The organism is Kordiimonas lipolytica (assembly GCF_001550065.1).
This window is the reverse complement of sequence record NZ_LRUB01000017.1, coordinates 172,243-192,684: the sequence shown is the minus strand read 5'-3', so window position 1 is coordinate 192,684 and position 20,442 is coordinate 172,243. Positions and strand designations below refer to the sequence as shown.

The 20,442-nt window shown below is 56.4% G+C and carries 23 protein-coding genes and 1 tRNA gene; 18 read left to right on the top strand and 6 right to left on the bottom strand.

The window, feature by feature from the left end; translation table 11 throughout:
• Positions 1-11: 11 nt before the first annotated feature.
• From KORM41_RS08985 to KORM41_RS08940, 10 genes are all read left to right on the top strand, one after another.
• Positions 12-779, top strand: a complete 768-nt coding sequence (locus tag KORM41_RS08985; RefSeq protein WP_197420915.1) for a DUF3450 domain-containing protein — start codon at positions 12-14, stop codon at positions 777-779.
• Between the two features lie 2 nt (positions 780-781).
• A complete protein-coding gene (locus KORM41_RS08980; protein ID WP_068143590.1) occupies positions 782-2,149 on the top strand; it encodes a MotA/TolQ/ExbB proton channel family protein in 1,368 nt (455 codons plus the stop codon).
• Complete coding sequence (locus KORM41_RS08975) at positions 2,136-2,663, top strand: MotA/TolQ/ExbB proton channel family protein (RefSeq protein WP_068143589.1); 528 nt, start codon at positions 2,136-2,138, stop codon at positions 2,661-2,663. Before KORM41_RS08980 ends, KORM41_RS08975 begins: the two co-directional genes overlap by 14 nt.
• A 23-nt stretch (positions 2,664-2,686) precedes the next feature.
• Positions 2,687-3,103, top strand: a complete 417-nt coding sequence (locus tag KORM41_RS08970) for an ExbD/TolR family protein (RefSeq protein ID WP_068143586.1) — start codon at positions 2,687-2,689, stop codon at positions 3,101-3,103.
• Between the two features lie 63 nt (positions 3,104-3,166).
• A complete protein-coding gene (locus KORM41_RS08965) occupies positions 3,167-3,571 on the top strand; it encodes an ExbD/TolR family protein (RefSeq protein WP_068143585.1) in 405 nt (134 codons plus the stop codon).
• Positions 3,568-4,185 carry an energy transducer TonB gene (locus tag KORM41_RS08960; RefSeq protein WP_068143582.1) on the top strand — a complete coding sequence of 206 codons (618 nt, stop codon included), beginning with the start codon at positions 3,568-3,570 and terminating at the stop codon, positions 4,183-4,185. Before KORM41_RS08965 ends, KORM41_RS08960 begins: the two co-directional genes overlap by 4 nt.
• A 15-nt stretch (positions 4,186-4,200) precedes the next feature.
• Positions 4,201-5,559, top strand: coding sequence for a tetratricopeptide repeat protein (locus KORM41_RS08955; RefSeq protein ID WP_068143580.1), 1,359 nt, complete (start codon positions 4,201-4,203; stop codon positions 5,557-5,559).
• A gap of 154 nt (positions 5,560-5,713) precedes the next feature.
• Positions 5,714-6,304 (top strand): NAD(P)H-dependent oxidoreductase, encoded by a 591-nt coding sequence (locus KORM41_RS08950; RefSeq protein ID WP_068143578.1) that lies wholly within the window; start codon positions 5,714-5,716, stop codon positions 6,302-6,304.
• Between the two features lie 70 nt (positions 6,305-6,374).
• A complete protein-coding gene (locus KORM41_RS08945; protein WP_068143575.1) occupies positions 6,375-6,998 on the top strand; it encodes an energy transducer TonB in 624 nt (207 codons plus the stop codon).
• 11 nt (positions 6,999-7,009) lie between these two features.
• Positions 7,010-7,426 carry an ExbD/TolR family protein gene (locus tag KORM41_RS08940; protein ID WP_068143573.1) on the top strand — a complete coding sequence of 139 codons (417 nt, stop codon included), beginning with the start codon at positions 7,010-7,012 and terminating at the stop codon, positions 7,424-7,426.
• Positions 7,427-7,513: 87 nt separating this feature from the next.
• On the opposite strand, the gene KORM41_RS08935 is transcribed toward KORM41_RS08940, so the two are convergent.
• A complete protein-coding gene (locus KORM41_RS08935) occupies positions 7,514-8,806 on the bottom strand; it encodes a serine hydrolase domain-containing protein (RefSeq protein WP_068143571.1) in 1,293 nt (430 codons plus the stop codon).
• Positions 8,807-9,004: 198 nt separating this feature from the next.
• On the opposite strand from KORM41_RS08935, the gene KORM41_RS08930 reads away from it, so the two are divergent.
• Both KORM41_RS08930 and KORM41_RS08925 read left to right on the top strand, forming a co-directional pair.
• Positions 9,005-9,976, top strand: a complete 972-nt coding sequence (locus tag KORM41_RS08930) for an ABC transporter substrate-binding protein (RefSeq protein ID WP_068143568.1) — start codon at positions 9,005-9,007, stop codon at positions 9,974-9,976.
• Complete coding sequence (locus KORM41_RS08925; protein ID WP_068143566.1) at positions 9,973-11,706, top strand: sensor histidine kinase; 1,734 nt, start codon at positions 9,973-9,975, stop codon at positions 11,704-11,706. The genes KORM41_RS08930 and KORM41_RS08925 overlap by 4 nt, the downstream gene beginning before the upstream one ends.
• 27 nt (positions 11,707-11,733) lie before the next feature.
• On the opposite strand, the gene KORM41_RS08920 is transcribed toward KORM41_RS08925, so the two are convergent.
• Positions 11,734-12,093, bottom strand: a complete 360-nt coding sequence (locus KORM41_RS08920; RefSeq protein ID WP_068143564.1) for a GFA family protein — start codon at positions 12,091-12,093, stop codon at positions 11,734-11,736.
• Between the two features lie 148 nt (positions 12,094-12,241).
• On the opposite strand from KORM41_RS08920, the gene KORM41_RS08915 reads away from it, so the two are divergent.
• From KORM41_RS08915 to KORM41_RS08905, 3 genes are all read left to right on the top strand, one after another.
• On the top strand, positions 12,242-12,958 hold the full coding sequence (locus KORM41_RS08915) for a hypothetical protein (RefSeq protein WP_068143562.1): 717 nt from the start codon (positions 12,242-12,244) through the stop codon (positions 12,956-12,958).
• Positions 12,959-13,093: 135 nt separating this feature from the next.
• On the top strand, positions 13,094-13,720 hold the full coding sequence (locus KORM41_RS08910) for a class I SAM-dependent methyltransferase (protein WP_068143560.1): 627 nt from the start codon (positions 13,094-13,096) through the stop codon (positions 13,718-13,720).
• Between the two features lie 89 nt (positions 13,721-13,809).
• Complete coding sequence (locus KORM41_RS08905) at positions 13,810-14,301, top strand: YybH family protein (protein ID WP_068143559.1); 492 nt, start codon at positions 13,810-13,812, stop codon at positions 14,299-14,301.
• Between the two features lie 21 nt (positions 14,302-14,322).
• Here KORM41_RS08905 and KORM41_RS08900 read toward each other — a convergent pair whose 3' ends face one another.
• A complete protein-coding gene (locus KORM41_RS08900) occupies positions 14,323-14,868 on the bottom strand; it encodes a hypothetical protein (RefSeq protein WP_068143558.1) in 546 nt (181 codons plus the stop codon).
• 343 nt (positions 14,869-15,211) lie between these two features.
• Positions 15,212-15,296: transfer RNA gene (locus tag KORM41_RS08895), tRNA-Leu, on the bottom strand.
• Between the two features lie 199 nt (positions 15,297-15,495).
• On the opposite strand from KORM41_RS08895, the gene KORM41_RS08890 reads away from it, so the two are divergent.
• From KORM41_RS08890 to KORM41_RS08880, 3 genes are read left to right on the top strand one after another with little or no spacing between them, the layout of a single operon-like run.
• Positions 15,496-16,074, top strand: coding sequence for a YqaA family protein (locus tag KORM41_RS08890; RefSeq protein ID WP_068143556.1), 579 nt, complete (start codon positions 15,496-15,498; stop codon positions 16,072-16,074).
• A 10-nt stretch (positions 16,075-16,084) separates the two neighbouring features.
• Entirely contained in the window at positions 16,085-16,570 is a 486-nt protein-coding gene (locus KORM41_RS08885; protein ID WP_068143554.1) for a disulfide bond formation protein B, read from the top strand.
• A gap of 10 nt (positions 16,571-16,580) precedes the next feature.
• Positions 16,581-17,177, top strand: a complete 597-nt coding sequence (locus KORM41_RS08880) for a demethoxyubiquinone hydroxylase family protein (RefSeq protein WP_068143552.1) — start codon at positions 16,581-16,583, stop codon at positions 17,175-17,177.
• 152 nt (positions 17,178-17,329) lie between these two features.
• On the opposite strand, the gene KORM41_RS08875 is transcribed toward KORM41_RS08880, so the two are convergent.
• Together KORM41_RS08875 and KORM41_RS08870 are read right to left on the bottom strand one after the other, a co-directional pair.
• A complete protein-coding gene (locus KORM41_RS08875; RefSeq protein WP_068143550.1) occupies positions 17,330-17,902 on the bottom strand; it encodes an HNH endonuclease in 573 nt (190 codons plus the stop codon).
• A 176-nt stretch (positions 17,903-18,078) separates the two neighbouring features.
• Positions 18,079-20,241, bottom strand: a complete 2,163-nt coding sequence (locus KORM41_RS08870) for a TauD/TfdA family dioxygenase (RefSeq protein ID WP_068143547.1) — start codon at positions 20,239-20,241, stop codon at positions 18,079-18,081.
• Positions 20,242-20,442 lie beyond the last annotated feature (201 nt).

Here is a 20,442-nt window from a genome sequence, read left to right as displayed (position 1 = left end):
ATAAGGCTAAAGTGAAACGTATAGCTGTCTCGACGGCTGCGGTTGCCTCGATCCTTCTGGGTGCTACTGTTGCAAACGCACAAGACGCACGCCTGAAGTCGATTGTTGAAGAGGTAAACCAGGCCAATAAAATCGCACAAGCGTCCCAGGCTACTATTGATAAAACAGCCGACGCTACTTCCAAACTTTACACGGATTTCAAAACGGTTCTGAAGACCAATGCAGGCCTGCGCGCCTACAATGCTCAACAGCGCCGTGTGATCACCAAGCAGGAAGAAGAAATCGAGAAAATCAAACGCTCCATCGGGCAGATTGACGAAATCAAACGTCAGGTGATTCCGCTCATGGAAGACATGGTCAAAGACCTGTCTGAGTTTGTTGAGCTCGATATCCCATTCCAGATCGAAGAGCGCCGCGAGCGTGTCGCAAACCTGACGGACGTCATTGACGATCCAAACGTAAGCGACCCAGAGCGTTTCCGTGTGATTCTTGAAGCTTACAAAGCTGAAGTTCAGTACGGTCGTACGCGTAACGCCTACGAAGGTCAGCTGGCTGACGGTCGTAGTGTTGACTTCGTTCGTATCGGTCGCGTTGGTTTCTACTACCAGACGAAAGACGGTAAAGAGACTGCTACCTGGGATCAGGACTCCCGTTCTTGGGTTCAACTGGACGCAGAATATGCAACGCCAGTTAAGCAGCTCATTCGCATGGCACGCAGCCAGATGCCTGTAGATGTACTGGTACTGCCTGTCAAAGCACCGGTTCAGAAGGGGAGATAACAATGAAAAAGATTCTGACCTCTGCTGCAGTTCTCGTCATGGGTCTGTCCGCCGTAGCGAACGCCCAGACCGCAGACCTCAATAGCCTTCTGGACAAAGTGAAAGAAGGCCGTGCTACTGAAACGCAACAGCACAAAGAGCGTGAGCGTGAGTTCATGGCACGCAAAGAGCAACAAGCTCAGCTTCTGGCCGAAGAGCGCCAGACGCAGCAACGCCTTGAGCGTGAATCCGCGCGTCTTGAAGAAACACGCCGCAACAACGAAGCTGAAATCGCCCGTCAACTGGAAGTCCAGCGCGAGCGTCTCGGTCAGCTTCAGGAACTCTTCGGTGTTCTTCAACAAAACGCTGGTGACGCCAAGTCGATTATCTCCACGTCTCACGTGACAATCGACAACCCTGGCCGTATGGGCCCAATCAACACGCTGGTAGAAAAAGCTTCTGACTCTGCTGAACTGCCAACGATTGAAGAAATCCGCGCATGGCCAGTAGTGATGGTTCAGGAAATGATCGGTTCGTCTGAAATCGTGACTTTCAACCAGACTGTTCGCGGCGTAGATGGCAACACCTACGAAACCGACGTAACCCGTATCGGTGACTTCGGCATCGTAGGCGACGGCAAATTCTACATCTACAAGCCAAGCACTGGCGAAGTTGAAGAGCTGCAGCGTCAGCCTTCCGGTCGTCTGACTGGTACAATTGACACGTTCCAGAACGCATCCGGCGGCTTCTCTGAAATCGCTCTTGACCCATCCCGTGGTCAGATCCTGAGCCTGGAAGTTGAAAAGCCAACACTGCCTGAGTATCTCGCTCAGGGTGGTTTCATCGGTTACCTCACTCTTGCTCTGGGGGCGATCGGTGTTCTGATGGCTGTTGTTCAGTGGCTCTATCTGATGATGGTTTCCGGCAAAGTGAAGAAGCAGATTCGCTCCGAAGTTGCTGACACCAACAACCCACTGGGCCGTGTTCTGTCTGTTTACGACAGCAACAAGAATGTTGATGTCGAAACACTGGAACTGAAGCTTGACGAAGCAATCCTGAAGGAAACGCCTGCCCTTGAGCGCTTCCTGACGCTGATCAAGCTGATTTCCGCAGTAGCACCGCTCTTCGGTCTGCTGGGTACAGTGACTGGTATGATCCAGACCTTCCAGGCGATTACCCTGTTCGGTACTGGTGACCCAAGCATGATGGCCGCAGGTATCTCCGCCGCTCTGATGACGACGGTAGAGGGCCTCGTGGTTGCAATCCCTACTCTGCTCCTGCACAGCTTTGTTGCCGGCACTTCCAAGTCCGTGATTCACGTACTGGAAGAACAGTCCGCTGGTATCATCGCGGTTCACGCAGAGAAGGAGCACGCGAATGCTAGCGCTTAATGAAGCATTCGGCGCGATCCAAGCCTTCATGGAGCGGGGCGGTAACGTCCTGTTCCTGGTGCTTGGCGTCACGTTCATCATGTGGGTGCTGATCATCGAGCGTATTTGGTACTTCGCACTGGAGTACAACAAGCAGAAGAATCGCGTTGTCGATGCATGGGAATCCCGTGCCGAGCGTCGGTCATGGTATGCGCATAAAATTCGCACAGCCATGATTTCCGAGGTCAACAACAACCTGAATCAGGGTGTTGGCATGATCAAGACGCTCGTTGCCCTTTGTCCGCTTATCGGGCTGCTGGGTACGGTTACGGGTATGATTGAGGTGTTTGAAGTTATGGCGACACAGGGTTCATCGAACGCTCGCGCCATGGCGGCAGGTGTGTCGAAGGCAACAATCCCGACTATGGCGGGCATGGTTGCTGCACTGTCCGGCATTTTCCTGAGCACCTATATCGAACGTCGTGCAAAACGCGAATCCGAGCGGCTCGAAGACAGCCTGACAACGGATCACTAAGACCAGAATCGGAGTATTTACCAATGCGTAAATTTGCAAAAGGGGGCGACGAAGCCGAAGTCAACATGACGCCGATGCTCGACATCGTATTCATCATGCTGATCTTCTTCATCGTGACCGCAACCTTTGTCAAAGAGTCTGGTCTGGAGATCAACAAACCGGAGGACAACAATAGTGAAACTCCTCCGCCACCGGAAGATGACAAGCGCGCTATCGCTTTCATTATCGATAACAACGGCCGGATCATGCATGAGTTCCGTTATGTGGATATCTCGTCCGTGTCATCGATCATCAAGAAAGAAAGCGTAGAGCGTCCGGAGGCACCGGTTGTAATTCAGGCTGGCGCAGATTCCCATTTTGGCCTTTCCCTCCGCATCTATGATGCGGCGATGGCCATCGGGATCAGCTCTGACAAAGTCGTGATGACGCCCAAGAAGTAAAGCCGGTAGGGGCTTCGCCCCTGCCTCAAGGGCAGTCCCTTCGGGGGCATAGTGGAGAAAACAATGCGAGACCACGCACAAAAACAGGAAGAAGAAGCGGATATCAACATGACGCCGATGCTCGACATCGTGTTTATCATGCTGATCTTCTTCATCGTTACTGCGGTCTTCGTAAAGGAAGCCGGGGTCCAGGTGACGAAACCCGAGGCCGAAACAGCGATTCCCAGGAAACAGGTTAGTATCCTGATCGCTGTCACGCCAACGGACGAAATCTGGATCAACCGTGAAGAGGTAGAGCTTGATGCTCTGCGGACGGCGGTTGAGAAGCTGCACAGTGAAAACCCGAAAGGGACTGTGGCTATCCAGGCAGACGAAAGTGCGAAGGCCGGTTTGGTAATGAAAGTCTATGACGCCGTGCGCGATGCTGGCGTCCCAACAATTGCCATAGCAGCGGAGCAGAGTTCATGATTGCAAGATTTGTAACAGCTCTTATAGCCGCTTCTGGCGTTACCTTCGGTCTGTTCTATGTCATGCAGGCGCTTGTTGATTTCGGTCAGGAAGTGAATCTTGAAGAACAGACCCGCGTACGCTTTGTCGATGTCGTTGAAGACATCGAGGAGCAACCGCCACAACGCATGGAGCGTAAAGTAGAGAAGCCACCAGAAGTGGAGGCGCCACCGCCGGAGATCGAAGCTCCGCAAGTGGACGTTCAGGGTCCGAACAAGATGAACCTGGCGATCGGCCGTGCCAACAGTGGCGCTGGCGTAGATCTGGGTTCCATCGACCTCGGCCCAAGCCAGGATGGTGACTATCTGCCGCTCGTACGCGTGCAACCACAATATCCACGTCGGGCTCAGGAGCGCGGCATCGAAGGATATGTGATTGTGGAACTGACGGTGAACGAAGACGGTACTGTACCGGCTGACAGCATCATCATCATCGAGGCCGACCCGAAAGGCTACTTTGAGCGTGCCGCAACGAAAGCTGCGCAGAAGTTCAAATACAAGCCGAAAGTCGTCAATGGCCAACCGCAGAAGGTGACCGGCGTTAAATACCGGTTCAGCTTCGATCTGGCAGACTAGGGGAGGAGAAAAGTCATGAGCATGATCAAGACCATCAAATCTCTTCCAATGGCTGTGGCTGCGGCAGCGGTACTCGCTGCCCTGCCAATGCCGGAAGGTACGCCAATCTTTGGTGAGCAAACTGCTTTCGCCCAACGGGCGGAATCAAACAAGAAACAGAGCACCCGCAAGGTTCAGGCGCTGACTGCAGACTTCCACAAGAAGCTGCAGAAGGCTCAGGAAGCCATCGACGCCAAAAACTATGCGGAAGGTATGGAAATCCTGGACGATGCGCTTGCGCGCAAGGCCAACGACTACGAGCGCGCCGTCGCTTGGCAGTTGAAGGCACAGGTTTTCTACGAGCAGGATGACGTTCGCGGCACTATCAGTGCCTACGAAAAAATCTTGCAGTTCGCAGATTCCATTCCGGAAGCTCTTGAAATCGGCATCATCTATAATCTGGGGCAACTCTATTATAGTGAGGAAGATTTCGACAAGGCGCTGGAATATATCCAGCGTTGGCAGAACCGTGTTGACCCGACGCTGATCAGCGTCAGCAACCTGCAGTTCATCGCCAACCTGCACTATGTACGGAACGAGTTCGAAGAGTGTCTGAAGTATATCTATCAGGCCATCGAAATTGGCAATTCCCTTGAAACTGTGGAAGTGAAAGAAAGCTGGTACAGCATTGCTCTTTCCTCTCACTGGGAACTCGGCCAATACGAAAAAGTCCGTGACGTGCTGGAGATCCTGCTGATCAACTGGCCAAAGCCTCGCTATTGGACCCAGCTGGCAGGTATCTATCAGGAACTGGGTGACGAGCAGACCTCCTACTCGCTGACGGAAGCAGCTTACAAGCAAGGCTTCCTCGACGATAACGAGACACAGCTTGTGAATGTTGCCCAAATCCAATTGGCGCGTAGTGCACCAATCAAATGTGCCTGGATTCTCGAAAAGGCTTTCAAGGAAAACCGTGTCGAGAAATCCCCGAAGAACGAGAAGATCCTCGGTCAGTGCTATATGATGGCCTATGAGTATGAGAAGGCGCTCGAGCCTCTCTCCAAGGCTGCAGCTGGCGATGAAGACGGTGATCTCTGGTTCCAGATCGGTCAGGTGCAGATGCAGCTTGGTCACTATAAGGATGCCCTTGATTCCTTCGCGAGCGTTATAAAAGCGTTCGAAAAGGACAAGTCGGAAAAGGCCAAGGAAAAGACACTGTCTGCGACCATGCAGCGGGGTCAGGCCTTTACCGAGCTGAAGCGGTTCAAGGAAGCCCGTGAGGCCTTCAAGACCGCGAAGCGCATGGCAACCGACCGCAGAGACAAGCGCATGGTTACTCAGTGGGAGAGCTATCTCAAAGCTGAGGAAGCGCGCGAAGAAATGCTGAACGGCTAACGGCCTTCACAGAAAAATCGAGAAACGGCGTCCCATACGGGGCGCCGTTTTTCTTTGGCCCCACTATGAACACCTGCGCCCCGGTTGACCGGCATCAAGGACATCGTCTGGCCCTGGAACTATACTGCCAGTTTCCAACACGGAGACCGGTATCATGGACACAAAGAAGAAAATCGTCATCCTGCAGGGCCATCCTGACAGCGCCAAAAACCACCTGTGTCATGCGCTCGCAAGCGCATACGAAGCAGGTGCCGGGGACGCCGGACATGAGGTCACGACCGTCGCGGTCACGGATCTGGATTTCCCCATGCTGCGCTCACCCGACGACTGGAACAGCGGGGCCACACCAGCCGGCCTTCTGGATGTGCAGGCCACCCTTCTGGCGGCAGACCATCTTGTGATCGTTTTCCCGCTATGGCTTGGCAGCCTGCCGGCCCTTCTGAAAGGTTTCTTCGAGCAGATCTTCCGCCCTACCCTTCTGCCTGAGGGAGATGAGCTGACGGCATGGCGCAGCCTGTTGAAAGGCCGCTCGGTACGCCTGGTGGTCACCATGGGCATGCCCGCTTTCGCCTACCGCCTCTTCTATCTCTCCCACGGGGTTAAATTCTTCGCGCGCAATGTGCTGGCCTTTTCCGGTTGTGGGCCGATCCGCACCAGCTATTTCGGCATGGTCGACCGTGCGACGGACACCAAAAAACAGCGCTGGTTCGCCAAAATGCGTCGCCTTGGGGCCTCTGTTCAATAAAGTTATATTATAACTTTTCAGGTGCCCAAAAGTCTGTTAATGTTACATCATAACATTGATGGAGGGCGTTATGTTTGCAGCTACCAACCAATCCAAATTTGTTCCCATTGCCGGCGGCGCTATGGCCGCCACTTTCGGGCTCTTCTATCTGATGCAGGGGCTTGTTGCCTCCAATGATCTCGACTTTCAGGAGACCCCCAGAAAGCAATTCCGCGATTTCACAATCGAAAAGATCACCGAGCTCAAGGCCCGGGAAATCGACCGGGTAACACCGCCGCCAGAAGTCGAGCCTCAACCGGAAATAACAGTGGATCGCTCTGCCTCGCTCGAAGGTATCAATGTCACGGTCGGACGGGCGCCAAAGCCCCAGATCGTTACTCCCGGCAAAACCAAGCTGGCGCTGGGCTTGTCTGACGGCGAACGCTTGCCGCTAGTACGCGTGCAGCCGGTATATCCACGCCGTGCGCTGGAACAAGGCGTTGAAGGCTGGGTGATTCTGGAATTCACGGTTTCCGAGTCAGGCGATGTAGAAGACGCCGTTGTGGTGGATGCAAATCCGAAGGGGTGGTTTGATCGCTCCGCGCTCGCCGCCATCAAGAAATATAAATACAAGCCCACCGTTGTAGACGGGCAAGCCCGCGCCACACCGGGTGTCCAGTTCCGCATGGTCTTTGAAATGGCCGAAAACGGGTAAGGAGGCAGGCTATGCGCACACCTATTCGCACACAGGCGAAGACACAGGCCAAAGCCCAGCCGAATATGACGCCGATGCTGGATATCGTCTTCATCATGCTGATCTTCTTCATCGTGACGGCGAGCTTTGTCCGGGAAAACGGCATTGAGCCCAACTTCCAGAAGCCGCTATCGGGTCCGAAGTCGCCCACCGAGCCGATCGGCTTCTCCGTCGATGCCCAAAGCCGCATTTTTCACGCAGGCCGCATGATTGACCACTGGTCGATTGAGGCAATCGTGAAGGAAGCCCACACCGCGCGGCCAAACGCGCCCGTGTTGGTGGAAACCCACAAAGACGCCGCCATGGGCCGGTTCATCCGCATCCATGACGAAGCCGTCAAGGCAGGTATGCCAGCGGGTAAAGTCGCCATTGTCGTTCGCCCTGAGTAGATGGGGGTCTTCAGTTGTGAGCGATCGACAGGCGCGCGGCGGGGCTTTTGCCCCGCCGCTTTTCTTTATTATCAATGCTGCTAAAGACTAACGCGCCTGGGCGGCGTTTGCGCCGCCCGTCTGCCCAAGGGCTTCATAGACATATTTGTGCAGGTCTTCCTTGAGCGGAAGGGCACCATATGGCTGCAGGTTGGTCATCATCACCACTACCAGGTCTTCCTTGGGGTCAACCCAGAAATTGGTATTGGCCATGCCGCTCCAATAATAAAGGCCTTCGCTGCCGTAGCCGCCATATTTCTGGACGTTTTTCACTACCGCAAAATCCAGCCCGAATCCGAGCCCGCGATCACCGCCCCAGGACGCAGCCGCGGGCGCTGGCAGTTGGTCCGTCGCCATCAGGCGAATGGTCTCACCCTTCAGTATCCGCACGCCGTCAAGCTCGCCGCCGTTCGCCAGCATCTGGGCGAAGCGCCAATAGTCCACTGTGGTGGACACCAGCCCACCACCGCCTGAAAAGCTGGAGGGTTTTTTGGTATAGTCCGGGAAATAGGGATCGACAATGACCGTAAGCCCCTTGTCCTTGTCGGGTTTTACCATATCCACAAGCCGTTCCGCCTGCCTGTCGGTAATATAGAAACCTGTGTCTTTCATGCCCAGCGGCGCGAAAATGCGTTCTTCAAAATACTGGTCCAGCGGCTGACCGGAGAGCACCTCGATAAGGCGGCCCTGCACATCCACAGCGAAGCTGTAAACCCACTTGTCCCCCGGCTGGTAAAGAAGCGGCTGGCGCGCAAGACGCGAAATCCATTCTTTGGCCGACAGGCCAGATTCAAGAACGCCATTCTTCTGGTATAGCTTGTCCACCGGCGTATCGGCGAAAAGACCGTATGTCAGCCCGGCTGTGTGGCGCATCAGGTCCCGGATGGTGATCTCACGCTTCGCCGGAACGGTTTCAACTGTGCCATCTTCACGCTCCGACTTGAAAACCCGCGCGCCTGCAAACTCCGGCAGATAGGCGCCAACCGGATCATCAAGGCTGAAGCGGCCTTCTTCATACAGCATCATCAGGGCCACACCCGTGACTGGCTTGGTCATGGAATAGATCCGAAAGATGTCATTTTTTCCAAGCGCCACGTCGCTTGCAAGCTTCCGGTCGCCATAGGCCTTGAAGTGCACCACCTTGCCGTGGCGCGCCACAAGCGTCGTAAGGCCGGTCAGCTTTCCCTCCCGCACATAAGCGTCAAAATGACGGGTCATGTCATCCAGCACCGTGGCCGAAAGGCCCACATCTTCGGGGGCGGCAGTCGGCATATCCGCCGCTTCGGTTGGCATCACCGACCAGGCAACAAACAACAGGGCAATCAGGCGCAGCTTGTTCATAGGACGTCCTTCCAGCTTCACCAAAACAATAGGCCCCAGTTGAGGGGAAGCAAGTCACATATGGTGGAAATCAGCCAAAAAGGATAAAATTGTCCTTAACGGCCTACTAACCTATTGGCTGATATGATTACAAAAGGTAAGCAAGCCTCGCTTGGGGCCGCTAACCCTTTTGTCGGGAAAGGGACAATCCGATCGCATATGACGGCGGAAAACAGGAAATTTGACGGGTTCTTTCGCCCGCTGTGGCGGCTTATTGGATGCAGAAGTGCATGGATGCTTCTGGGCTGGTTGCATGCGCCTGCCACCGTTCAGGCCGCTGAAGTTTATATTGTCGATACCCTGAAACACGAGCGCAGCATCACGGTTGCAGAAGCGCTTAATGAGCACTGCCTGCCCTGCCGCCCTGTCAAATATATGGATATGAAAGGCAGCGTCCGGGTCGGCCGCCAGATTTCCTATGAGCTGGCACAGCTTAGACAGAATAATGCACTCGATCTGGTGATCACCCTGGGCAAACCGGCCACACGCATGATTTCCCGCGAACTTCAGGATGTGCCGATCTTCTACAGCCTGGGCCGGTCTGAGATGGATGACACCCGATACAGCAAAGGCGTTGTAAGCTTGGTGGTCCCTCCTTCACCCAAGTTGAAGCTGCAAGCGCTCAAGGCCTTGGCCCCCAATATCGAGCGCGTCGGCTTCCTGGCCACCCGGCACAGGCTGGACGATATTCGCGAGCCAACGGTCTTGGCCGCGCAGGAACTGGGGCTGCAGATAAAATTCTATTATGTCCAGCGCCCTTATGATGTGCCGGTGGGCCTGCGCACCGCGATTCAGGAGATGGACGCAATCGTCTTCATCAAGGACCGCGTGGCGATCAACGCCGACACGGTGGAATATATCCTTCAGCTTACGCTTGAAAACCAGGTCCCCACATTGGTGGACAGCGACAGGCTGGTGGACCGCGGCATGCTGGCGGCCCTGACCATTGACCCAAAGCGCCTGGGCGAAAAACTGGGCAAGGCCATTGAACACTATCTGGAAACCGGAACACCGCCTGACCTTTCGGATGATCCAACCCTCTTTCAATTGCTCGTCAACCAGGAAACCCTGCGCCAGACACCGGATGTTACCGGCGGTGCGCCCGCAGGGGTGAAAATGGTGATGCGATGAAAGCCCAAAGACGGACATGGGCGCCGGGTCGCTGGCTGGCCGACAACCTGAGCCTGACACAAAGGGCAACAGGTTTCCTTGTGCTGCTAGTCGTCTCCGTTGGTGGGCTTTTGGCCGCCGCTTTCGTTGTGACATCATCGCAGGTTTTCACAGACGACCTGGCGCGCCGCGGCCAAGCCACGGCAACTGGCATCGCAAAGAACGTCAAGCTTGGGGTTCTGGTGCGCGACCGGCTGCTTCTGGAGCAGACATTAGGCCCATACCTTGAGGACCCGGACATCAATTACATCAGCATTCTGGACCCGGAAGGACAGGTGATCGCCACCCTGCCCGCCGGGGCAGTATCAGAGGCCGTAGACGCCAATGTCGCCTCGGGCGTGAAACGGTCGCGGGGCCCTATCGTGCTGCAGCATTCCGAAAGCAGCGATGAAGATACGGATACGCTGGGCGCGGGCATGCACATTGGTGCCCCCATCTGGCGCGATCTGCTGACAAGCGACAGTGACGACCTGTTCGAAGAAGAATTACTGCAGGACAATGATACGGAGCCACCAGCCACAACATCCTCGCCAAAGCAGGAGCTGATCGGCATCGTGCATCTGGGCGTCACCACCGAACGGGTGCGCGGCAACATCAACGCCCTGATCCAGCAGGCGAGCCTCTATGCGGGTGGGCTTGCGCTCCTTGGGCTCATTGTCGCCGCATGGCTTCTGAAGCGTTGGCTGAAACCCCTGCAGACCGTCACGAGCCTGGCCCGGCGGGCCCGATTTGGTGGCCTGCAGAAAGAACTGGACGACGAAGTCACCCGCGACCTGCTGGCCAACAGCGAACGCCACAGCCATGATGAACTGCGGATACTGCAAAGCGCCTTCGCGGACATGATCCACGAACTGAGGCTGCATTATAAGCTGCAGGAAGAGCAGAAAGAGCGGCTGGAGCAAATGGTGGTGGAACGCACCATGGAACTGACGCAGGCGAAAGAGGAGGCCGAAGCCGCCAGCATCGCCAAGTCACGCTTCCTTGCGTCCATGAGCCACGAACTGCGCACGCCGCTGAATGCCGTGATCGGCTTCTCAGAAATGCTGCAGAAGGACATGGCCGTCACGCCGGAGCAAACTGACGAATATCTGGGGTATATCTGCGAAAGCGGCAAGCACCTGCTGGATATTATCAACGATATTCTTGACCTGTCGAAGTTGGAAGCCGGCCGGTTCGAGCTTCAATTCAATGACGCCTATCTGGACCAGATTGTTCAAGAAGCCGTGGCATTCAGCCAGCCACTGATGGACCGCAAGAAACAGCAGTTGCACCTGAAAGTGCCCGCGCTGGAGATCACTACGGACCCGCGCATCCTCAAGCAGGTAATCATCAACCTGGTGTCGAACGCAGTGAAGTTCACGCCCGCCGAGGGCCATATATCCATCGAGGCCACAGAACTGGGAGACCAGTTCGAACTGAAAGTAACGGACACCGGCATCGGCATGACCAAACAGGAAATCGAGCTGGCCATGCAGCCTTTTGCCCAGGTCAGCAAACAGATGTATGTTCAGGCCGAGGGCGAAGGCACGGGCCTTGGCCTGCCGCTGGTGGAACATTTCATGCTGTTGATGAAGGGGGGCATGCAGATCGAGTCTGAAAAAGGCAAGGGAACGACCGTCATCCTGACCGTGCCCATCCACCCCGAGGCACCGCAAGCGCACCATGGGGAAGACGATTTCGATTATATCTGAGCAGGCCGCGCAGGCCCGCCAGGTGCCCTAATCCAGATATTGCCAGCTATCCGCGCCGTCCAGATGCCGCACGCGGATGCCGGCCACATCCGCGGGGTCCGCCAGACGCATATTCACGCCCATGCGGCTGCTTTCCGACTTATCAAGGGCTTCCCAGTGGGTCACACAGCCACATGTCCTGCAGCGGTGTGTCGCCAGCGTCCTGTCGCCCTGGATATAGCTCTCCGTTGCGCCTGAAGCCATATGAAGCGTCACATTCGCTTCATCGGCATAGGCCCAGCGCGCGCCCAGACGTCGACAGAGGGAACAATTACATTCCGTCAGCCATTCCGGCGAACCTGGAAATTCGAACCTTACAGCACCACAGTGGCAACTTCCCTTGATCATACCAGCCTCCCAATTTTGCAGGGCAACAATACGGTAGTTTGCAACATGAATGAAAGATCAACCTTGAAGCCGCACTGTATCCAAAGCTGTTGCCTCTGATACACCGATGACTTAGCCTGTCCTTCAATCTTTTTTTTCGGGGGAAACCATGAAACTTATTCGTCTGGCCACAGCCTTCAGCCTTGCCATCGCCCTTTCCATCGCCACCCATGCTGGTGACAATCAGGTCAGCTTCGGTGAAACAAGCGTGACGGTTCGTGCGGACGATGACTTCTGCGCCATCGACAAAGCACAGCCTTTCGACAAGGCCTGGCTAGATATTCAGGTAAGGGCCAACGCCGGCAGCAACGAAGTGGCGGGGGCTTACCTGCTTTGCGATGAGCTTGCTCAGCTGCGTGAGGGGGTTTCTCTGAATCTAAGCCGCTGGGTCATCCTGTTGTCACCGCTACAGGGCGGCACCAAAGCCCAGCCGATCAAGGGTATAACGCGAAAACAGCTGGTCGAGGCCCTGGCCGTGGAATTCGACAAGGGCGTGAAGGTGGATGTTGCCGAGATCAGCAAAAATGTAAACCAGGCCGGCGAGAGCGTTCTGGGCACGGACAACATGGCGCCTATTGAAATTTCCGGCACCGGCGTACCGTCACTGTTGGCGAAAACCGATGCTGGTGTCTATGCAGGCCTTCAGCTACAGGTCGCGACAGAAAATGGCCGGATGCCGGTTGGTGCCGTGATCGGGATAACCCTGGTCAACGATCATATGCTGTCGGTCAATGTCTACCGTATCTTTGATGACCCCAAAACCATCAACACCCTCCTTGGCGAAGCCAGTGTGATGATCGAGGATATCGTCAAACTGAACGATTGATCCGCCTATGCAGAGGTCAACCAACCGGCGCGGGGCGTCTGCCCCGCAACAGCCCTTTACACCAGGCATCAAACACCCCACATTTACAGAAATCGGCACCAAAGCCGTAAACGACAGCAGCGATGGGGAACATTCATGCATCAGGATGCCAAATTCTGGAACCGCGTAGCCGCGCGCTATGCCAAAGCCAAAATCGGCGACATGCCGTCTTATGAGCGCAAGCTTGAGGTCACGCGCAGTTACTTCACGCCTGACATGGAGGTGTTTGAGATCGGCTGCGGCACCGGCAGCACGGCGCTTCTGCATGCGCCCCATGTAAAGCACATTCGCGCCACTGACATCTCCGAAGAGATGATCGCTATTGCGCGCACCAAGGCGGAAGCGGAAGGCGTGACGAATGTGTCATTCGAGGTTGCCGCCATTGATGATCTGGATGTGCCGAACGAAAGCCAGGACATGGTGATGGCGCATTCCATCCTGCACCTGCTGGAAAACCGGCAGGCCGTCATCCAGCGCTGCTATGATATGCTGAAGCCCGGTGGGCTGATGGTTACCAGCACCGCCTGTCTCAAGGATGGGCTTGGCTGGGTGCGGTTCCTGCTGCCGCTGATGCGCCTTGTGCGTTTTGCCCCAAGTGTTGTGAAGTTCTTCTCGGCGGCGGAGCTTGAAAAAGAGTTCACGGACGCTGGCTTCAGCGTGGCCTACAAGTGGCAACCGGGGCCGAAGAAGGCGCTTTTCATGGTACTCAGGAAGCCGGAGTAATCGGCCCTGCCCTGAACGGACGTATAATAGACAATCCTTCCAGCTTAGCGGTAAACTGGTAGCCAGACATAAGCTGGGGAGGAAACAGCATGACCCATATTCAATTCAAATCCTTGGTGCTGGCAGCAGCCATGGCCATGGGCGCACCAGCACTCAGTGCGGCAGACTTGCTGACAGGCTATGAGGCCACGGCGCTCGAACAAGAAGTGGCGGCGGTGGAGGCGGCTTTCGCCAAAACCATGGCCGACCGCGACTTCGAAGCCTTCGCCAGCTTCCTGGATGAAGAGACGGTCTTCTGGGGCCCGAATGTGCCGGACCGCGGCAAGGAAGCCGTGATGGCACGCTGGAAAGCCTATTATGAGGGCGAGGCCGCGCCTTTCTCATGGAAGCCTGAGACCGTGCTGGTGCTTGAAAGCGGTACGCTCGCCCGCTCCACTGGCCCGGTAATGGCGCCCGACGGCACGGTTGTGGCCTACTTCCACAGCACCTGGCGCAAAAACGCCGACGGCGAGTGGAAGATCATATTCGACAAGGGCCAGCGCTTCTGCCCGCCCCCAGCGCCCGAAGCCGCGGCGGAATAGCGCCGCGGAAAAAGGGGTACTTCAGGGCTGCTGCGCGGCAGCGTGGCCGTTCATCCGGCGTGTCACCATGGGCGCGATGGCATCCACGAGCGACCCACGCCCACGCGCCAACTCAAACCCAGCGGCGACCAGCTCGAACACATGGCCATGCATGGTAAAAATGAAATGCCTCGCCTCCCGCGGGTACCGCTGCTGCTTGATCGTGCTTTTCTCTTGACGATCGAACAGGCGCTCGACCAGCGCCGAATGCTCCACCACATATTGGCTGAAAGGCTTCAACCCGAACTCCGCCAGCCGGTGTTCGCGAATGGTATCGTCTTCGTAGGTCTCGCAGGAAAAATACAGTACATCATGAAAGCGGAGCACGGCATAAGCCATGTGGGACATGGCCCCCGCCGGGTCCAGCGCCAGGGCATCTTCCCATCCCGGGGCCTGCTCGTCGGTATAGTATGAGAGGAACAGGTCATCCCCCACCTGAGCATAAACGGGCAACTGGAACGTGCGGCTGGAAGCCGGGATATTAGGGATCGTCTTTAGCGTTTCAAAATCCGCGAAGAAACCAAGCATAAAAGCCCCCACCCTCAAGTTATGACCGCCAATCCCCCGTGATTGTAGCCATTTCTGCACAAATTGCGATAGCTATCGTGGCAAATAGTTCAGTATTATATGGGGTTATTTGAGGCGGCTGACGCGCTAGAGGCTTGAATAGGCCCAAGCCGTGCAAGAAGGCCCGCGATAGCTCACGATATATTGCAACTGGAAGATATGGTGCCCCCGGTCGGAATGACGTTGCGCAGGCTTTGCCATGCTCACGTCTACTCCGCTCATTCCATTCGCTTCGTGAACGAACACGGTTATTCCTCAAGGAAGGTACAAAACAAAAAGGCGACCAGATGGTCGCCGTTTGTTTTGGTGCCCCCGGTCGGAATCGAACCGACACTCCCGAAGGAACGGGATTTTGAATCCCGCGCGTCTACCAGTTCCGCCACAGGGGCACTGCGCATAGAATCTGCGGTAGAAAGCCCGCGCATAATATACGCGTTTCTTTTCCCGTCAAGCGCACAATGGCCGCCCTTTGGGCCCCTTATAAATTATTCAGCCGCACACGCGCATTCAGTTGCCTTGAGCTTGCCCCATTGCTAAGGAAGTTTGAGGTTTGCTGCTGGACCAGCATTCAGAGGGGACATAACCACCGTGATCAGGAAACTGTACGACTGGACGATCGAAAAGGCCCAGAGCCCGGCGTCCGAAAAATGGCTGGGCGCGATCAGCTTCGCGGAATCCAGCTTTTTCCCGATCCCCATCGATATCATGCTGATCCCCATGATCTTGGCCGACCGGCTGAAGGCCTGGCGGCTGGCCACCATTACGCTGATCACCAGCGTGCTGGGGGGCGTTGCGGGCTATCTGATCGGCATGTTCCTGTTTGAAACCATCGGCCGACCGATCATCGAGTTTTACGGCTACGGGCCGCAGTTTGAAGCCTTCCGCGGTTATTACACCGATTATGGCATCCTGATTGTGCTGGTGGCGGGCTTCACGCCCATTCCTTTCAAGGTGGTCACCATAGCAAGCGGCGTTGTGGGCCTGAACCCGCTTGTGTTCATTGGCGCGTCCATTCCGGCGCGAGGCGCGCGCTTTTACCTTGTGGCCGCGCTTCTGTGGAAGTTCGGGGACCCAATCCGCGACTTTATTGAAAAGCGCCTCGGGCTTGTCACCACGGCCTTCATGGTGGTAGGCATTCTGGGCTTTGTTGCGCTGAAATATTTGTAGGACCATCCGCATGAGCGAGACACTCACATCCTTCCCTGACCGCGAACCGGTATTGTTTGCAGGCATTATGGCCACGCTTGTGCTTGGGTCCGCCTTCGGCTTCCAGCTTGCGGGCTATCCGCCGTGCGAGCTCTGCTGGTGGCAGCGCTATCCCTATATGGCCATCATGGCCGTCAGCCTGTTGGCTACCGGCATGAAAAGCCTGCCACGCAAATGGGTGCTGGTTCTGCTGGCGCTTCTGTTCGCGACAGACGCAGGCATCGCCGCCTTCCACTTCGGGGTCGAGCAGCGCTGGTGGGAAGGCCTTGCGACCTGCTCAAGCTATGTGAATGTCACCGACAGCATTGATGACGCGCTGAAGGCCATCATGGACGCGCCACTTATTCGCTGCGACGATATAGCATGGTCCCTTTTCGGCATATCCATGGCAGGCTATAATTTCCTGATCGCAACCGGCATGACGCTGTTTTGCGTGAACAAGGCAAGGTCGGCCTGAAGGACTGGATATGAGCAAAACCGCAAAAGAGACACTTCCGAAGCCAACGCTTGAAAAACAAGCGCCTGCGCGCCCGCTGCCGGGTGATCGCAGCCTGAAGGAAGAGACCGAGCGCATGATCCGCGTGGACCATGCGGGCGAATATGGCGCGGTGCGGATTTATGCGGGCCAACGCGCCGTGATGGGTGACAAACACCCGAAAGCGGGCTTACTCAAACACATGTATGAGCAGGAAGAGGTTCACCTGGACCGCTTCAACAAGATGATCACCGAACGCGGCGTGCGCCCCACGCTGATGACTCCCTTCTGGCATGTGGCAGGCTTCGCGCTTGGCGCCACCACCGCGCTGATGGGCGAAAAGGCCGCCATGGCCTGCACCCAGGCGGTCGAAGAAGTGATCGACGACCATTACCAGCACCAGCGCGATGCGCTTAAGGGCAAGGACGCCGAGCTTGAAGAGGTGATTGAGAAGTTCCAGGCCGAAGAGGTCGAACACAAAAAGATCGCCGAAGAACATGGCGCTGAAGAAGCCGTGGGTTACCCGGTTCTTTCCGCCGCCATCAAGGCCGGCTGCCGCGCAGCCATCTGGATCTCCAAGCGGGTCTGACATCACACGCAAGGCCGTCACCCTGAACTTGTTTCAGGGTCTATTTGTCGCCCAAATCACTCAAGGTCGCTGCCGCAGACATAGCTTGGATGCTGTTTGCAATGCTGGCGGTGCGCCAAACGAGTTCAGCATGACGAACAAACCCGCTTCGCCTAGCGCTCCAGTTCCGCGTCCCAGTAAAGAAAATCCCGCCAACTTTCATGCAGATAGTTTGGCGGGAACTGGCGACCGTGTTCGTGAAGCTCGTGTGCCGAGGGCCTCGTGGGTTTGCGCCTTGGGAACATGTGCGCTTCTTCCGGTGTTCTACCCCCCTTCCTGAGGTTGCACGGCGCGCACGCTGCCGTAATGTTGGTCCAGCTGGTTCTGCCACCCTGGCTTCTGGGGATGACATGATCGAACGTCAGGTCTTCCGTTGAGCCACAATATTGGCAGGTGAATTCATCGCGCAGGAACAGGTTGAACCGCGTAAAAGCAGGATATTTCGGCTGTCTGATATATTTCTTCAGCGCGATCACGCTTGGTAGCGGCATGGTCATTGAGGGTGAGTGCACCTCACGCTCGTAATTCGACAGGATCGACACCCGATCCAAAAAAACGGCCTTAAGGGCCGTTTGCCAGTTCCACAAACTTAACGGAAAATAGCTGAGCGGCCGATAATCGGCGTTCAGCACAAGGGCCGGACAACTGTCCGGCGAAGGCAAGTGGGGCGTAAAGTTAACACCCATAGTCTATATCCCCCCGACAAGCCGGAAAGGGTACCGACGCCCACCATCGGCACCGCCCCGCAACATAAGGGCTTCAACTCCGACAGGTCATATATACAAGATACAGTGTTACACGCGGATGACAAAGCATTATGTTGTGCCCGCACAGCATATCAACCCCGGGTCGAACATTTGCCCTAGAAACGCGCGGCGCGCTGGCTCAGCTTCATCCATTCGTGCGCCACCGGCCCCGTTCGGGCGGTGAGCATGGCGTCAAAGGCGTCCGATACCCGGTCCAGATAGGGTTCGGTATAGGGGAAGGCACCGGCGTGGTCATAGTTGTGGCGCATGGCCGCGTTGCATTCAAAAATGAACAGGCGTCCGTCATCCAGCTTGCAGAAGTCGATGCCGAAAAAGTCCAGGCCGATGAGCTTGCGCACCTCTTCAAGCCGCGCCATGTTATCCGGCCCCAGCCAGCCTTCAAAATCCTTCAGATAGGCTTGTTCACTGGCCTGAAGTTCTTCGCTGTCCACCATCACGCTGTAGCGGTCGCCCGAATGGACATTCCAGTCGTTGTGCACGAGGCTCGCCACCGGGTGGAACTGCCCGTCGATACAGAAGGTCCGGCTTTTGCGGAAAAACCCTCTCTCGTCCGACAGGTCATGATACTGGATGAAGTAATAATCCCGGCCTGCACGCGCGGCATTGAAATAGTCCTGCACCGCCTCAGTGTCCGCCGCCAGAGCCACTTCAACCCCGGTATGGGTCTCAACCGGCCTCAGCACCAGCGGATAGCTAAAGCCCTTCTCAGTGATCGCACACACCATGCTGCCGGTGTCGCCGCCGTCCCAATGCACACGCTCTGTTTTCGGGAACACCACACCGTCGATAGCCCCCAACCGGCGACAGTTCTGTTCCCGGGTGGTCTGCAGCACCTTGTCAGGGTGGTTGATAACCGGCACGCCCGGCCATGCCGCCAGGAACTTTGACAGGGCCTTCAGGCTGTCGGTCATTCTGTCGGCGCAGGCAATGGTGTTCAGCACCAGGTCAGGGGCTGGCCTGTCGCCCGGCCACTCAGCCGGCGTATCATAGATATTATGCAGCCACACATTATAGCGCCGGTCACGGAGGAAATTGGTAACCGAGAAATGCCCGCCTTCAAGCGAGGGTTCAAATCCGCGCGCCTTGGTGCGCAGCTGATATTTCACATTCTTCATGCCCCGCACCCGAAGAATGTTGGGGCCTGCCGGATCAGCGCGGCGCGGGAATTCATAGGGGTGATGCTCCGCCAGTTGGCGTAGGGCTTCCTGCGCACCCTCGCGGTCCCCCTCTTCCCAGCGCAAGCAGGACTTGAGGACAAGATTGTCATACGCCGTGGGCGCCAGCGCCAGCGCCTTTTGGTTCCACACAGCGGCTTCTGAAAAAGCACCGCGCGAGGCCAGTATTGTGGAAAGCCGCCGCACCAGAAGCGGATCATCCGGGCTTTCAGCGACCTGATCCCTAAGGTCATGAACAGGGTCCCGCCGCACAGGCGCAGTGTCTGGCTTGGCACGCAACCCGGAAAGCCAGCTCTTGAGGCCGCCTGCTGCTGCGTGCTTCAAGTCAACGGTGTGACGCACCCGGAAAAGCGTTCGATTGCTGTCTGCTGTAAACCCGGTGCGGGCATGCAGCACCTTTTGGTTGGCGAAAAACACAGCCTCGCCTTCCTCCAGCTTGAAGGTGAAGGCCTGTGCCTTATGCGCCAGCACGTCATCCAGCCGGTCCAGAAGCGCGCGGTCATCCTCGCTCAGGCTCGCGCCGTCCAGAACCGCCTGGTCAACCTGCGTGCGGTAATAGCGGATCGTGGTCTCAGCTCCCTCCCCTTCAAGCACAGGGAAATATCCCCTTGAGAATGGGAACACCGGCTGGCGAAGGCGCTTGATGTCTGCGGGAGCAAGGCAGGTAAGCACGTCAGTCACCGCCACCATGGCATTTTCACCGCCGCCCGTGTCCGCCACCACGCACTGGAAGGCCACCAGGTCATGGGGTTCAGGCAGATAACTGCTGTCTGTGTGGGGGCTGATGGGCAGGTGGGTCCGGCTGTAGGCCGTTGCTTTTCTGGTGCGCCGGACAGCCTCAGGGTTCACAGCGACGCGGGTGAAGGAAAGCGGCGGCTGCGTCTGTTTTGCGCTGCAACCAAGCGTACCAAGCATGCTGGCGAGCGCCTTGATCTCCTCCTCGTTGGCCACTGTATCAAAACCCGATACGACCGTGAAATAAGGATAGCGGGTAATGGTGCGCGCGATGCGGCGCGCCAACGCTTTCAACGCGCGCGGCCTATATATGGGTATTTCTTTTGCTTCAATGCGCGGTAGTGTCATCCCTGCCCCCTTGGCGCGATCTTACCCGCGGGTTTTGACGTGGGCAAGCGGCCAAAAGCCAAAGCATGGCCTGCAGTAAACCATCCAGGGTTTCTCACCCATGTTGAAATTCACTCGGGTAAATTAACGGCCTTGAAAGTATTCAACTGATAATTTCATCCAAAGCAACTGGAACAGGCGTAGGAAATAAGGCACTGTTGC